The 14,772-nt window shown below is 37.6% G+C and carries 11 protein-coding genes; 8 read left to right on the top strand and 3 right to left on the bottom strand.

The window, feature by feature from the left end; all coding sequences use genetic code 11:
- Positions 1 to 310 precede the first annotated feature (310 nt).
- Positions 311 to 952, top strand: a complete 642-nt coding sequence (locus tag JOC77_RS04260) for a Type 1 glutamine amidotransferase-like domain-containing protein (protein ID WP_204539039.1) — start codon at positions 311 to 313, stop codon at positions 950 to 952.
- Positions 953 to 1,146: 194 nt separating this feature from the next.
- Here the strand turns inward: JOC77_RS04260 and JOC77_RS04255 are convergent, their stop codons facing one another.
- Positions 1,147 to 2,286 (bottom strand): PP2C family protein-serine/threonine phosphatase, encoded by a 1,140-nt coding sequence (locus JOC77_RS04255; protein ID WP_204539036.1) that lies wholly within the window; start codon positions 2,284 to 2,286, stop codon positions 1,147 to 1,149.
- A gap of 231 nt (positions 2,287 to 2,517) precedes the next feature.
- Here JOC77_RS04255 and JOC77_RS04250 point away from each other — a divergent pair, with 231 nt between their 5' ends.
- From JOC77_RS04250 to JOC77_RS04230, 5 genes are all read left to right on the top strand, one after another.
- Entirely contained in the window at positions 2,518 to 3,564 is a 1,047-nt protein-coding gene (locus tag JOC77_RS04250) for an EAL domain-containing protein (RefSeq protein WP_204539033.1), read from the top strand.
- Between the two features lie 186 nt (positions 3,565 to 3,750).
- Positions 3,751 to 4,437, top strand: coding sequence for a glycosyltransferase family 2 protein (locus tag JOC77_RS04245; RefSeq protein ID WP_204539031.1), 687 nt, complete (start codon positions 3,751 to 3,753; stop codon positions 4,435 to 4,437).
- Between the two features lie 237 nt (positions 4,438 to 4,674).
- Positions 4,675 to 5,211 (top strand): hypothetical protein, encoded by a 537-nt coding sequence (locus JOC77_RS04240; protein WP_204539028.1) that lies wholly within the window; start codon positions 4,675 to 4,677, stop codon positions 5,209 to 5,211.
- Positions 5,212 to 5,417: 206 nt separating this feature from the next.
- The gene (locus tag JOC77_RS04235; RefSeq protein ID WP_204539025.1) at positions 5,418 to 6,773 is read left to right on the top strand and encodes a sugar phosphate nucleotidyltransferase; all 1,356 of its coding nucleotides are present in this window, start codon (positions 5,418 to 5,420) and stop codon (positions 6,771 to 6,773) included.
- A 221-nt stretch (positions 6,774 to 6,994) separates the two neighbouring features.
- Positions 6,995 to 8,155 carry a glycosyltransferase family 4 protein gene (locus JOC77_RS04230; RefSeq protein ID WP_204539023.1) on the top strand — a complete coding sequence of 387 codons (1,161 nt, stop codon included), beginning with the start codon at positions 6,995 to 6,997 and terminating at the stop codon, positions 8,153 to 8,155.
- Here JOC77_RS04230 and JOC77_RS04225 read toward each other — a convergent pair.
- Entirely contained in the window at positions 8,144 to 9,313 is a 1,170-nt protein-coding gene (locus JOC77_RS04225) for a glycosyltransferase family 4 protein (RefSeq protein WP_204539020.1), read from the bottom strand. The two genes, JOC77_RS04230 and JOC77_RS04225, sit on opposite strands and share 12 nt — an antisense overlap.
- Before the next feature lie 19 nt (positions 9,314 to 9,332).
- Entirely contained in the window at positions 9,333 to 10,442 is a 1,110-nt protein-coding gene (locus tag JOC77_RS04220) for a glycosyltransferase family 4 protein (RefSeq protein ID WP_204539017.1), read from the bottom strand.
- Positions 10,443 to 10,724: 282 nt separating this feature from the next.
- Here JOC77_RS04220 and JOC77_RS04215 point away from each other — a divergent pair, with 282 nt between their 5' ends.
- Together JOC77_RS04215 and JOC77_RS04210 are read left to right on the top strand one after the other, a co-directional pair.
- Positions 10,725 to 11,147: a hypothetical protein gene (locus JOC77_RS04215; protein ID WP_204539014.1), complete on the top strand. Its 423-nt coding sequence runs from the start codon at positions 10,725 to 10,727 to the stop codon at positions 11,145 to 11,147.
- 309 nt (positions 11,148 to 11,456) lie between these two features.
- Positions 11,457 to 14,678 (top strand): DEAD/DEAH box helicase, encoded by a 3,222-nt coding sequence (locus JOC77_RS04210; RefSeq protein WP_204539011.1) that lies wholly within the window; start codon positions 11,457 to 11,459, stop codon positions 14,676 to 14,678.
- Positions 14,679 to 14,772 lie beyond the last annotated feature (94 nt).

Genomic DNA, 14,772 nt, shown 5'->3' with positions numbered 1-14,772 from the left:
TGTGGAGAAACTTACTAAATAACATACTAATTAGCAGACCAAACCACATATGTTTTGGTCTCTTCTTTTTCCTTATATATCAGCATTTATTGGGTTTTAACAAGTGAATTAGCATACGAAATAACAATCTAATTAACTTATTGACAACAATCATTGTCAACGTGTTAATTAGTATGTTAAATGTAATGCTATTTGATATGTTAAAATTGTATAAGATTAAGAAAATTTGCCGTTTTATGTTAAAGTAAATGAAAATAGAAATAGAGATAGTTTTGTCGGATAAGTGAATTGACACAAAAGAGGTGTTTAAATGGGGAAGTTATTCTTTTATAGTGACCAAGTAGTTGAATCCACTGGTAATCGTAGATTGGATAATATACTTTTGGAAGGTATGAATACTAAAAATATCAAAATAAGTTACATTCCTTCTACGGAAGATAGAGAAAAGACGTATTTCAATACTAAAGCACAATATTATCGTAATTATGGAATTAAAGACATTATGTTTTTTGACCTTTATAGTGAATTTAAATCATCGAAGATTGATGAATTACTAAAATGTGATATTATTCACCTTTCTGCGGGAAATCCAATTGAATTTAGGAATGCTATCAAACATCGCAATATGGAAAAGGTTCTATGTGATTATTTTAATCAAGGTGGAATTATTGTAGGTGTAAGTGGTGGAGCAGTTCAACTTGGAAAATCCACGAAATTATTTCAGATGTTTATAGGAGATTCCGATGAAGAATTAGAAGCCTTACAACTTGTTAATTTTGAATTTTTACCACACTACAATCGTTGGAATGAAGATTATAAAAAGGATGTTCATAATTATGCTAAAACAACTGGAACAACAGTTTATGCGTGTAACGATGGAGATGGGATTATTGTTGAAGATAACAAAATCCAAATGATAGGTGATATTGTTGTGATTAACGGTCAGAAATAGGTTGAGTGGAGACAATAAAAAAACAGAACGCTTGGATTTAGTATCCAAGCGTTTTTGTTTGATATTTTAATTGTTATTTATGATGCTAAACATACTGTGTTTTAATATGTTATTTCATCTGTTTTTTTACATTTTCTCCACATTATCTGAACTACTTACCTTTAAGGTAACTGCTTTTTTTATATGTAATTGAATTAATGGCATTGTATAAGAATCACACACATATCATCGCTTGCAGTAGCCTGCTGTTCCGCTGTTAAGACAAGATCAATGGGTTCAGTTATTCTAGCCTCAGACATGAACGAGGCAGCCGCTGTCTTTAAATAACTGATGCCAGCTTCTTCATATTTATCAACAGCTTCATACACTCCATCTGTAAAAATTAATAGCTGGACCGACTCGTTATAGGATAAAATCTGCTTCTCCGCTTTAATTTCCTCAAAAAATCCAATTGCACAGGTGCTGCTTGCTATATCAGCCAACTGGCCATCAACTAAAGCATATCCGCTCGGATGTCCCGCATTTATATATTCTACAGTGCGTTTGCTGGTATCGATGACTAAATATATACCAGTAAAATAATAGGGTATTTTTTGATTATGTATATTAAGTGAATTCATCCACCGATTGAGTTCCGGGATTACATACTCGGGGTCAGGATTGGAACGAATCGAATCCCGCAAAACGGAGGAAATAAACATGCAAACAAGAGAAGCAGAGATTCCATGGCCCATCATATCCAAAAGTATCGCTGCATACCGGTTTTCATCAATTTCATACCAGTAATACATATCCCCAGCAAGCTTAAAGGCAGGTGAATAGGACGCTTTCATTAACAAGTTATCCTTTTCGATAGGCTCGCTGAGCAGGCTTGTCTGTACATTCATGGACAGCTCCAGTTCATTGCTTATCTTCTCCTCCTGCTTTTTATGCCAGTCCTTTTCATATTTTAACCTTAGAGCGACTCGCAGCCTGGCAAGAAGTTCCGTTTTCTTGATCGGCTTCATCAGATAATCCATCCCGCCGGCATCCAGCGCTTCAACTACTTTGCTGGTATCCTCTAATGCCGTTACAAAAATGACGGGAATATCCTTTAGATGCGGGATACTTTGAAGCTTTCTGCACGCTTCTATTCCATCCATTTCCGGCATCATAATATCCATTAATATCACATCGACTTGCTCTTCAATAATAAAAGGATTATCCGAAAGCAAATATGTAAACATGTCCTGTGCAGAAGTAAATGACAAGGTGTCGGTATAGCCTGCACGGCCTAATAACTTTTCAATTACGAATAAATTAGCTTCATTATCATCAACAATAAGAATTCCCATGACTATTCCTCTCTTAATCCAAAAAACTTATAGTTTATATTAACATCTTTTCATACCCTAATTGAAATGATAAGAAACATAAAATCTTATCCGCCAAAAAATATTTTTGTGTGGTGATACATTATGACTCTCAGCTTTAAAAACCTCTTCCTTTAGGTAAAAATTGTATGATATAGACATTAAGTACTATAATGTTGGATAAAGGAAAGTTTTTCAAAGGAGAGGGAAGTATTGGGTTGTGAAGTCTGCCTGCCAACTGAGAGAGGCTATACTGTATATTTTGCAGGAAGCGTAAGTACTGAGAATCTATATCAGTATTTTCAAAACCAATCGGAAACATCATGGAAATCACTGAATCAAAGGATGTTCTGGTTAAAAGAAACTGTTTTCTTTGATTTAATGGAATATTTAGAGGCTCATATGGACGTAAATAATATATTCGCTGTATTATCAACTCCCTCTGACCCGCTTAATAATCTTCAAAATTTAAGAACAATAGATTCATATAAAGCAGAGCGTGAAGCCAGCTGGATTGATACCCTGATAGAAAATAGTTCAATTTGTACTCACTACCAGCCAATAGTTAGAATTGAAAAAGGAAGTATAGAAGTAATTGGGCAAGAACTCCTTTCAAGAGGAGTGGACCAACAGGGTGATATAATCCCGCCTTATAAATTGTTTGAAGCTGCCAGGGTAAGGAATCGCTTATTTGCTCTTGATCGGGTTTGTAGAATGCAATCTGTTAAAAACGCTGGTTTAGTTCAAGATAAACTGATTTTTATTAATTTTATCCCTACCGCTATTTATGTTCCGGAACACTGTCTTTCTACTACATTTGAACTGATAAAGAAATTGAATATAAAGCCCGAACAAGTTGTTTTTGAAGTGGTAGAAACCGATGAAGTAAAGGATTTGGAGCATTTAAAATCTATTTTAAATTATTATCGATCTCATGGATTTAAGTATGCACTCGATGATGTGGGAGTGGGATATAACAACCTGGAAAAATTAACGCTTATGCAGCCTGATATTGTTAAGTTAGCATTCGAATATACGAATGGCGTTAAGGATGATGTAGCTAAGCAGGCCGTTGCGAAAACTGTATTGAAACTTGCTCATGGAATGAATGCCTTAGCCCTTGCCGAAGGAGTAGAAAAAGAAGAAGACCTGCAGTTCCTGTTGGATATGGGATACGATTTATTTCAGGGATATTATTTTTCAAAGCCACAAGCTATACCGGTAAACGAACTTAACATGAAGGTAGATGTAAATGTTTAATTTAAGAATTTACATTGATTTCAATGCCGAAGTTTATCCTTCAAAATACTCTTTATACCAGGAAGCGCGGAAATATCAATGATCCCGGCGCTTTTTTTGTGTGTTTTAGAATTTCTATTTAGCACATTCAAACCTCCTGCTCATAAACTATAATAGTCTTTCATGATGCAGGGGAGTGAGAAGTAATTGGTATCTATTATCTGCTGTACGATGCGAAAGGATTATATGGAGAACGTATTTCGCAACTATGATTCTCAGTTATGGAAAGATAAAGAAATGATCATTATCTTGAACGCGGATGATTTGAATAAGCATATCTGGGAAAAACGAGCCAAAAAATCAAAAAATGTATCAGTCTATCAATTGTCTGAAACCATTACACTGGGAGAATGCTTGAATTATGGAATTGAAAGAGCAAAGCATGACTATATTGCAAAATTTGACGATGATGATTATTATGCACCGAACTACCTTGTTCATGCCATGCCTGCTTTTAGAAAAACAAATGCTGATATTATCGGAAAAAGAACCGTATACATGTATTTTGAGGAAGAGAAGATTCTTGCCATTAACAATCCAGGCAGAGAAAAGAAGTTTGTAACCCAGGGAATAAAAGGAGCTACATTAATTGTTAAGAAATCTATTTTTGAAAAAGTAAAATTTCAAAATCTGAATTTAGGTGAGGATACCGTTTTTTTAAGGCAATGTATAAAAAACAACTTTCGTATCTTTTCGGGAGACAAAACTAACTATGTTTGCATTCGAAAAGCAAAAAAAGATCATCATACCTGGATAGCTGATAATCAAAATTTATTAAAAAAATCTTCATTCATCTGTAAAACGGATGATTATATACCGTACATTACAAAATAAGAGAGCTGTCAAAAGCATAAAAGCTCTTTAATATTGATGCCCTCCTCCGTAATCCTCGGTTAACAGTTTATCCCAATACAAAATTTTTTAAAAATAGATTTATTTTTACTTGATTCGCCCTATCCATTTAAGACTTGTCTGCATTTACTAGAATGAGAGGAAAAAGAAGTCTTACTGGGAGTAATTTTGCTTCTGTTCTTTCCCTCTCGAAAAAGAAAATAAAGAAGGAGTGTCAAAATGGATAGAAAACATGGTGATAATAAAAGGGTGAAAATAACCACTGGTCCTTTTCTTGTTCCATCTGAGATTGGTTCAGAGCTTCAAGGAGGACGGGAGAATGATAGAGTCGTAATTATCCTGAAAAACCCTACTAATAAGAGGCTGCAAGCAAAGGTTAAAATAAGTGTGGCTCTTCAGCCTGGAGGTACATCCAGAGGCGGGACAACTGTATTTAGAAACCTGCGTGAGCGGGAAATTAACTTAGGTACTTTTGTAGTACAGCCGAACTCAGTTACAAGAATTGAAAGGAATATTACGGGTGCATTTGGGTTAGGAAACAGTGAAAGGAACGCTGTCTTACGTGTTACAGCTAAAGGAGACTTCAAAGTCAGCCGCCGTTCATCTCAGCCTGTAAGCGGACTTCTTGAAATATCCGTTGTAGGAGGAAGTGTATTTAATCCTTCAGAGCCCGGACTTGAGCAGGGCGACCCCGTAACTTTCTTCCGATTCAAGGATTTCATTCTTGTGGATAAAAAACATGATCATGACGATTAATTGATCAAAGGCTGGAATGCGTAAGTCATATATTAAGAATCTTTACTAGCAGGCAGCCACCACCCGTGGCTGCCTGTGTCATATAAACGGACGCGGGAATAAGTCACTGCTCAAGGAACTGATGTAATTTGATCAAATTCCTGCTAAATCATTTTATAGCGTATAAAACCATTATGTTTGAAATTACAAAGTATAGGAGGTAGCTTATGAAAATTCTTTTGTTGTCCGGCGGGTCGGGCAAAAGACTTTGGCCGCTGAGTAATCAAGCAAGACCAAAGCAATTCCTGAAGCTGCTTAGATCCGAAGATGGACAAGTCGAGTCTATGATCCAAAGAGTTTGCAGACAATTAGGATCTGCCGGGCTCCTTTCCTCGACACACATCATAACGTGTCAAAGCCAAAATGAAGTGATTACCAATCAAATCGGAGATCAAATTCCTATCCTGTTAGAGCCGGAGCAAAGAGGCACTTTTCCTTCTATTTCCTTAGCCGCGTCTTATCTTTACTCCGAACTGCAAATAGATCCCGAGGAAATCATTTGTGTGCTTCCTGTCGATTCATTCGTAGAACTGGATTTTTTTCATCTCTTAAGGACTATACCGGATATTCTGCTGCAATCACAAGCCGATTTAGCCTTACTAGGTGCAGCAGCTAAATTTCCGTCTAATCAATATGGATATATTCTCCCCGAAATAAAAGAGAGTAACAATTATTACTCCATTCATCAATTCGTTGAAAAACCCAATCAAGAAAGAGCGGGAAAATTGATACACAACGGTGCCTTATGGAATTGCGGTGTGTTTGCTTTTTCCTTACAGTTTATGGTTTCTTTCCTAAAGGATAAAAAACTTCCTACTGATTACAACCAATTTCTAGCTAAGTATGATCAGATCGCAGAAAACAGCTTTGATTATGAGGTGGCTGAAAAGACACCAAATTCAGTGGTGATTCCATATGATGGAGTATGGAAAGATGTGGGGAGCTGGGACGCGCTTTCTAAACAGGTAGACAGCCATGTTCTAGGCAGCGGTCAAATTTCTATAGATTCAACAAACACTCATATGATCAATGAATTATCAATACCTATCCATGTAATAGGGATCCCAAACAGTATCATTGCGGCAGGACCAGACGGAATTCTTATTGCAGACAAAAGAAAAGCCTCAAAAATTAAGGAATTCGTAAAAAACAAAAGACCGATGTATGAGGAAAAACGCTGGGGCAGTTGTAAGGTATTAGAGGTCTCAACCACCTCTGAAGGAGGGGAAACTATAACGAAGACCATAAAGCTCTTACCAGGGAAAAACACCAGTTATCACACCCACTCGTATAGAGAAAAAATCTGGACCATTCTTTCAGGTTCAGGAGAGATGATTTTAAATGATCAACATTTGGCTGTAAAAGCTGGAGATGTTGTGAAGATCCCTCAAGGTACAAAACATGGAGTAAAGGCCGAAACTCAATTGGAATTTATCGAAGTGCAACTTGGCTCTCCAATTCTTGAGGAAGATTTAAACCGTATTACTTATTCCTGGGACGAAGCGATTAAACGGTGCCAATAATAGAGTTTGCATTAATTGGTGCAGGTAAATGGTTTTGGTACTTAAAGAAGTTCCTCTTTCGCAAAGCAGGTTTTCGATCAGCTCCTGCTAGTTTCCTCTCAGTAAAAATCAATTTTCGTTATTAAGGAATGTGTTATTAAATCATTCATCAGCAAAGTAGCTCATCAGGATTACAAATTTAGCGAGACAATTAAACTAGAAACCTTGCAAAGGGGATGCACGTGATCGATTATCAAGTCGTATGGAAGGGGCCGGTATTGGATGCGACCGGATATGGCGCAGCCAGCAGGGAGTATGCATTGGCATTAGACCGTCAAGGCATTGATGTGAAAATTGAAGCTTACAGCTGGGGATTTCCTTTTGCATTTAAAGATCAACGTAAAAAGGATAAGCTTTTTAAGTTGATAAACAAAAAAGAAGCCTGGAATAAACCTAAAATATTAATTTGTCATTCCCCTCCTGGGAATATTGAGACAATTGAAGCAAAGAGATTTGAAGCCGTTATCCTTAATACTGTATGGGAAACGACTAAAATACCTGCCGGGTGGCTGCCGATTATTCATTCGTTTGATGCTGTTTGTGTTCCGTGCCGCCATAATATTCAAGCTATGAGAAATAGCGGTGTTACATGTCCCATATTTTTGGCTCCGCATGGAGCAGATACGGAGTTATTTTCGCCAAAAAACAAGAAACTGTCTCTAAATGAAGCAAAAGGAAAGTTTATATTTGTGTCAGTGTTTGATTTTCAGCATCGTAAGAATCCTGAAGCTTTATTAAAAGCTTATTGGGAGGAATTTACTAAGCATGACCGTGTTCTTTTAATAATCAAAACATATGGGAATTCACGCAAAAACATTTTGCAGGCGATTTATGATTATAAGAAAAAGCTGGGGTTTGGGAGTCAGGCTGCACCGGTTCAGATTATCACAGGAGTAGTTGATGAAAAATATTTAAAAGGACTCTATACACTTGGCAATGCTTTTGTTCTTCCTACGAGGGGAGAAGGTGTGGGTCTGCCTTTTATAGAGGCGTTATCCAGCGGGATTCCAGTCATCGCCACAGGATGGGGAGGACAAATGGAATTTTTAAATGAAAAAAATTCATTTTTGATTAAGTATAAGCTTAGCCGTCCATCAGTAAGCATGCAAAGTGAAGATGCTATTTCCACGATTTATAACCACTTATTTGAAGAGGAAGGGCAGCTTTGGGCCGAAGCCGATATTGATGATTTAAAGAAACAGATGAGGCTGGCTTTTGAAAATCCGGCTCTTTGTAAGGCAAAAGGAGAACGAGGCCGTAAGGATATGCGGAAACTTACTTGGGATAAAGCCGGATTCTCCTTAAAACAAGCTATAGAGAAAGTAATTAGGTCAAAAAGATAACTTTTGTATTTCCTCTCGAATGCTCTTAGCAATATGGCTCCACGAAAATTTCGCATAAACGTACTTTTGTCCTTGATAAGAAAGATATTTTAATAATTTTTTATCTCGGACTGTACGATTGATTTTATCTGCAAAATCCTCTTTATCAGCATGAATATAATGCTTGCTATGAATTAGGTTCAACCCTCTGACTCCATGCTGAGTGGAGAACAGCGGAATTCCTTCCGACAAAAATTCCAATGTCTTGAGATTGGTTCCAGCTCCTGTAAACATTGGATTTACGGCTATATCGGCTTCATTAAAAAGCCTTAATTTTTGATTATGGGGAACTCTGCCCAATAAAGTCACATTAGCCTTCCTAATATTTGAAAAAGGAGTGCAGCATCCTCCGGCGATTTTAAAGTCGATATCAGGACATTTTTGGGCAAGATGGTGAATGATAAACTCCGCAGCCTCCATGTTTGGAGGATATTCTGCTCCAATGAAAAAAGCGGACGGTCGCGAATTCTTTTTCTTTTTATAGCGTACCTTTGGCTTAGGATGAATACCATTTGGCGCAAGCTTTACTTTTTTAGGATTTATTCTATACACGCTGATAAAATCATCTCGTTCAGCCTCAGAGGTGGCGAATACTAAATCAGCATATGTGACTAGTTTCTTTTCCAATTTATTAAGAGCCGGGAGGTACTTTCTTGCGTATTCATTTTTCCAAATTTGCGATGCCAATGTGTATTCATGATTATGGCTGTTATAAATCCTGGGTTTTTGATCCAAACCTAAATACACATCATAGTTTAGTAAATAAGGTGATTCATGAATGATAAGATCACTTTTTTCATAAAAGTATTTAAAATGTTTTCTATAAGAAGATGGTTGTTTTGTAAGCTCGAAATGTTTAATTAACTCGATTTCATAGGAGCTTTTTCTAGAATGGGAATCTATTGTGAGTTCATTATACTGAGGATCCTTCTGAACTTTGTATTCCCTGAAAGTAGGGCTGAACTGAAAAAGACCTCCTTTATGTTCGTGAGATTGAGATAAGAGGGTAATATCAAAATAATGGCTAAGCTCTTTATACAAATAAAAATATCTAAGGGTGCCTCCGCTAGTAGGCGGCCATATAGTAGGGAAATGATTAAGAACAAGTATTTTTTTCATCATATCGCTCCCAGCATGATTAGCGTAATACGCTTCGAAACACTTTTAACGTTTCCTTGGCGCTCTTTTCCCAGGAAAATGCCTTAGAACGTCTTATGCCTTTTTCGATTAAACTATTCCTCGTCTTTTTTTTCATGATCCGCAAAATTTGTAAGGCGATTTCTTTAGCATCTTCTGGGTTGAAAAGTAATGCGGAGTCAGCAGCAACTTCAGGAATACTTCCCCTATTAGAACAGACGATAGGCGTTTTAGTTTTCATAGCTTCTACTAAAGGAATGCCGAACCCTTCATAAAGGGAAGGGAAAATCAAGAAACGGGAATTTATAAAAAGGGACGGCATATCTTCTGGCGGTATATAACCCAATATCTTTACCTGGCCATCTAAACTATGATCTTTAAGGAATTTCACCGCAGATTGATAGATTGTATTCTTTTCATCGGTATAGCCGGTAAGCACCAAAGGAATAGATTTATTATATTTATCCCGCAGAAGAAGAATCGCTTTTAGAAGATTGAGGTGATTTTTATGAGGATTATAGCTGGCCGGATATAAGGCATAGGTATCAGGTAATTGATATTTTTTCTTCGTTTTTATTATGTGCTTTTTGTTCATATTTTGTTTAAATTCCATGGGTACATCCTGATAAATAGCGTAAACTTTTTCTTTCGGGATTCGAAGCTGCTCCAGGATACTTTTTTTAGAGAATTCGGAGACTGTAATCACTGCATCGAATGTCGGAGCATAGTGCTCATAATATTGATTGTTCCATTCTAATTCTCCGGGTACAAATTGGGGATAAGCGGTGTGCAGCACATCATGAATCGTCACAACGGTAGGGACTGGTATATTCGGAAGATAGGATCTATGCAGAGGGCAAAACCAAACATCAATCCGATTTTCATGAATTGCTTCTATAATTTGCGATTCCTTCTCTATATTCTTAAACATGATCTGCTTTATATTTTTTACGTGGTCAGGGAATAGATCTCGATTTGGCCTGTTCAAAAACAGAAATAACTTCACTTTTTTTTCAGTATTTGCAAGATACCAAACTAGATTCCTTATATACTGTTCGACACCGCCATATCGATCCTGAGATAAGTGCAGTAAATTAATGCCGATTCTCATGATGAACTCTCCTTTAGACTGAATACCAAGACAATCTTAAAGATACGTTATTCCATATACTCCTTAACGGGCACGGCTGTTACCCTGAGCACTAATTTTTCTTTTGAATGGCTTTAGTACGTTAATGGAATAAATAACTAAACAAAACACTTTATTCTTGATATAGGGATCGCTTATTGTTACGGTTATAATATGTAAAAAATAGGAACATGTAGTTACTGCATACATTGAATGGGCTATTCAAAATTTCAAATGGTAAGTATTTAATAGAGGAGAGCGATAATGTCTAATAATTACTATCTATCTACGTCTGATTTCCCTTCACTTCAAGTGGCTGCTAGAGAATTATTAAAAATCATAAGTATGCAGCTTGATGTTAATTCTGCGTACATTGCCAAAAAGAGTCTGACAGAAATGACAGTGCTTAGTTCTTTTAATAAAGAGGAACAAATCATACCTGAAGGCTATTCGGTTGAATACGGAGGTACATATTGCAGGTTAGTCATCACGAATAAAGAGGAGTTCATGCTTACTTCTGATTTATCTACTTTTGACTTAACGAAAGAATTAGAGGTAACGGAGCAGCTAGGAACGAAAGGGTTTTTAGGAGTAACGTTAAAAGATCGATCTGGAAATGTACATAAAAATGCATGGCATTTTCAATCAGGAACAACATTTGTATCAAGTATCGAGCAAGCTATATAAACATAGGTTTTAAGTTAACGATAAAAGAACCAATTTCTTAATTGATAAGAAATTGATACATATATTTTACAGTTCCTCAACTAATCTTTATTAGTTCTACAATCCCTGTGCTTGCATAAAGACAACCTGAGCTGCAATGGCAGCTCTTTTTCTTGTTTTGCGAAAGTAAGCTCTAAATCTCATTTTTAATACATTTAACAAAACTTTTAAGTATCATGTTATTATGAGGAATAATCCACTCAAAATAAATGAAGAGCCCTGTAAGAAGTCTTAACATAAGAGTTAAGTTTCTCAGGAAGGAGTAAGACCTTGAACGTAAAGATAGATAAAAAAAAGATCATAGAAATGTGCGGTACCGTCTCCTTTAAAAGAGGTGACGCTTTTTACCGCGCTAATAAAGTAACCTTGGTGAAGTATAATCCTCATCAGTGTTCAGCAACGGTGACAGGGGTGGAAGAATTCCATGTGACCTTAGACATAGAGCCAAACGGAAACATCCGCGCAGCATGCAGCTGTCCTTCTCTAGCTTCCTTTCAACAGAAATGTCAGCATGTAGCGGCTGTACTGCTTTCAGTAAATGAATATAATCGGAAAGGCAGGATCCCCATTCTTCCAAAAGAAGGTCTCACTGAATCAAAAGAATCATCGCTTACAGAAAATTTGCTTAGTCTTTTCGGTGAAACATCTAAGCGGCCAAGCGGCCTGCAGCTTCATTTTGATACCAGGCAAATGCTTGATGCAGAGTTCTTGTGTGAGCCCGTCACCATGGGCAACGAATCAAAGCTTTTTGGAATAAAAATAAAAATCGGTCCAATCCATCTTATAGATATACGGAATTTTTTGGAGCAGGTGAAAGAAGGAAAACCTAATTTACTTTCCAGCTCTATAACTTTTGACCCGAAGCTTCACTGCTTTCAAAAGGAAACCGATGATGTTATTCAGGAGCTTATCCAAATTGTACAAGATGAAAAAATGGCTGCTGAAAATCTGCCAGATGATTCTGCTTATCAAAACAGCCAAAATACGTTGATCATTCCGCCATCTTCCTGGGCACGGCTGCTGCTTGTACTTGCTAAGGCCCCATTAGTTAAGCTTACGTATGACGGCAGGGAATATGATGGTATAAAAGTTACGAAGGAACAGCTGCCTTTAGAGTTCGACCTTGCCCAAACAGATGGAAAAGAATGCCGTTTGAAGATTGAAGGTATGAATCGCTTACTGGTGTTCCACTCATATAACTCAGTTTTATCTGAAGGGAAATTGGTTCAGCTTAACAGTGAGGATTCCAAACGGCTTAAAGATTTAAAGCAGATGCTGAAGGATGCTGGAACGAATCAAATACCCATTCATAAGGATCAGTTGGAACTATTTCTAGAAAAAGTGGTTCCAAGTTTAAATAGAATAGGTCATGTTCATATATCTGGCTTTATTTCCGGAAAGGTTGGAAAAACACCTTTAACCGGAAAACTATATCTGGATCGAGTGAAGAACCGCCTTCTGGCAGGGCTTGAGTTTCATTATGATTCTATCGTGATTAATCCCCTGGAAATCCGGGAAGCCCCGTCAGGTTCTTTCGTCTTAAGGGATATGGAAAAAGAGGATTCGATTCTTCAGCTGATGGAGGATGCATCGTTTACAAAGACAGACGGCGGTTATTTTCTGCATAATGAAGAACTGGAGTATCAGTTTTTAAATCATCTCGTTCCAAAACTAGAAAAATTAGTACAAATTTATGCGACTACAGCAGTGAGAAACCGGATCTTCAGAGGAAATGCTGCCCCGAAGATAAGGGTAGGAGTCAAAAAAGAAAGGACGAACTGGCTGGAATTCAAATTTGAGATGGATGGCATCCATGAAAAACACATCCGTGAGATTCTTTTGGCTTTAGAGGAAAAACGCAAGTATTATCGCTTGCGTAACGGATCCCTATTATCGCTCGAAACAAGGGAATTTGAAGAAGTCCATCATTTTCTACAGGCCCTTCCGAAAAAACATGAAGATCTTGCCGGCGGCCTTCGATTACCTCTCGCAAAAGGAATTGAGCTTCTGGATTCTATAGAAGAAAGTAAAAATCTTATTGAAGAAAAATCACTGCATGAATTCCTGGAACATATACGCGTTCCTGGCAGCCTGGAATTTAAGGTGCCAGAGATTGTAGAACCTATTCTCCGTGACTATCAAAAACTAGGCTATAAATGGATGAAAACACTTGCCCACTATGGATTCGGAGGCATTCTAGCTGATGATATGGGCCTTGGTAAAACCCTTCAGAGCATCACATACATTTTATCGGTGCTTCCGGAAATTCGTAAAACTAAGCTGCCCGTCCTGATTGTCTGCCCGTCCTCTTTAACATATAACTGGCTAAGTGAGTTCATTAAATTTGCTCCGCATGTACAGACAGTGGTGATGGATGGAAATAAAACAGAGAGAAATCATTTACAGGAGAGTCTTAAGGATATAGATGTTGTGGTGACTTCCTACCCTTTGATACGCCGGGATATTAAGTGGTTTGAAAAACAAGCCTTCCACTCGGTATTTTTTGATGAAGCACAATCATTCAAAAATCCATTGACACAGACGGCAAGAGCTGTAAAGAGAATTACTGCCGACTATCGCTTTGCTCTTACTGGTACACCTGTAGAAAATTCATTGGAAGATCTTTGGTCTATTTTTTATGTCGTCTTTCCCGGCTTGTTTAAGGGGATTAAGGAGTACAGCAACCTCCCAAGGAAAACGATTGCCAGAAGAATACGTCCTTTTCTGCTACGCAGGCTGAAAGAAGAGGTACTTTCTGAGCTTCCTGAAAAAAAGGAGTATATAGAGTCAGCAGAACTGCTTCCGGATCAAAAGAAGCTATATGCTGCCTATTTGGCAAAGCTCAGGCACGATACATTAAAGCATCTGGACAAGGATACATTGAGGAAAAATCGGATTAAAGTCCTGGCCGGATTGACTCGTTTACGGCAGATTTGCTGCCACCCGGCTTTATTTGTAGACGGCTATAAAGGAAGCTCTGCAAAATTCGAACAGTTGATGGAAATCCTTAAAGAATCAAAGCTTTCTGGTAGAAGAGTGTTAATTTTTTCCCAATTCACCAAAATGCTTGAGCTAATCGGCAGAGAGTTAGCGGGTCAGGGGCGGCCATTTTTCTACCTTGATGGACAAACCCCTTCAGCACAACGAGTGGAGATATGCAGTCAATTTAATGCAGGTGAACGTGATTTGTTCCTTGTTTCTTTGAAAGCAGGAGGTACCGGCCTTAACCTCACAGGAGCAGATACCGTCATCTTATATGATTTATGGTGGAATCCTGCAGTAGACGAGCAGGCAGCCGATCGTGCCCATCGGATCGGCCAAACAAACGTTGTAGAAGTAATCAAGCTGGTTGCCAGCGGGACTATCGAGGAAAAAATTAATCAATTACAAGACAAAAAAAGACATTTAATTGAACAAATTATCGATTTAAAGGATAACGCCTCAGCGTCCTGGCTTACTGAAGAGGATATCAAGGAAATATTATTGTTATAATTTATAGAGAAGTGACCTTGTTTGGGATTCCTTGCTCTTTTGGAAAAAGGAAATCTACAGGATGGAGATTGATTTAACAGCAGAGTCAACGAGC

Source organism: Peribacillus deserti (genome assembly GCF_016909175.1).
GTDB lineage: Bacteria > Bacillota > Bacilli > Bacillales > DSM-1321 > Paraperibacillus > Paraperibacillus deserti.
This window is presented reverse-complemented; position numbering and strand designations above follow the sequence as displayed.

What these genes read in the sequence shown, in the direction of transcription:
- JOC77_RS04260 (WP_204539039.1), top strand. Translation starts at nt 311, where the DNA reads ATGGGGAAGTTATTCTTTTATAGTGACCAAGTAGTTGAATCCACTGGT.
- JOC77_RS04235 (WP_204539025.1), top strand. Translation starts at nt 5,418, where the DNA reads ATGAAAATTCTTTTGTTGTCCGGCGGGTCGGGCAAAAGACTTTGGCCG.
- JOC77_RS04220 (WP_204539017.1), bottom strand. Translation starts at nt 10,442, where the DNA reads ATGAGAATCGGCATTAATTTACTGCACTTATCTCAGGATCGATATGGC.
- JOC77_RS04225 (WP_204539020.1), bottom strand. Translation starts at nt 9,313, where the DNA reads ATGAAAAAAATACTTGTTCTTAATCATTTCCCTACTATATGGCCGCCT.
- JOC77_RS04255 (WP_204539036.1), bottom strand. Translation starts at nt 2,286, where the DNA reads ATGGGAATTCTTATTGTTGATGATAATGAAGCTAATTTATTCGTAATT.
- JOC77_RS04240 (WP_204539028.1), top strand. Translation starts at nt 4,675, where the DNA reads ATGGATAGAAAACATGGTGATAATAAAAGGGTGAAAATAACCACTGGT.
- JOC77_RS04215 (WP_204539014.1), top strand. Translation starts at nt 10,725, where the DNA reads ATGTCTAATAATTACTATCTATCTACGTCTGATTTCCCTTCACTTCAA.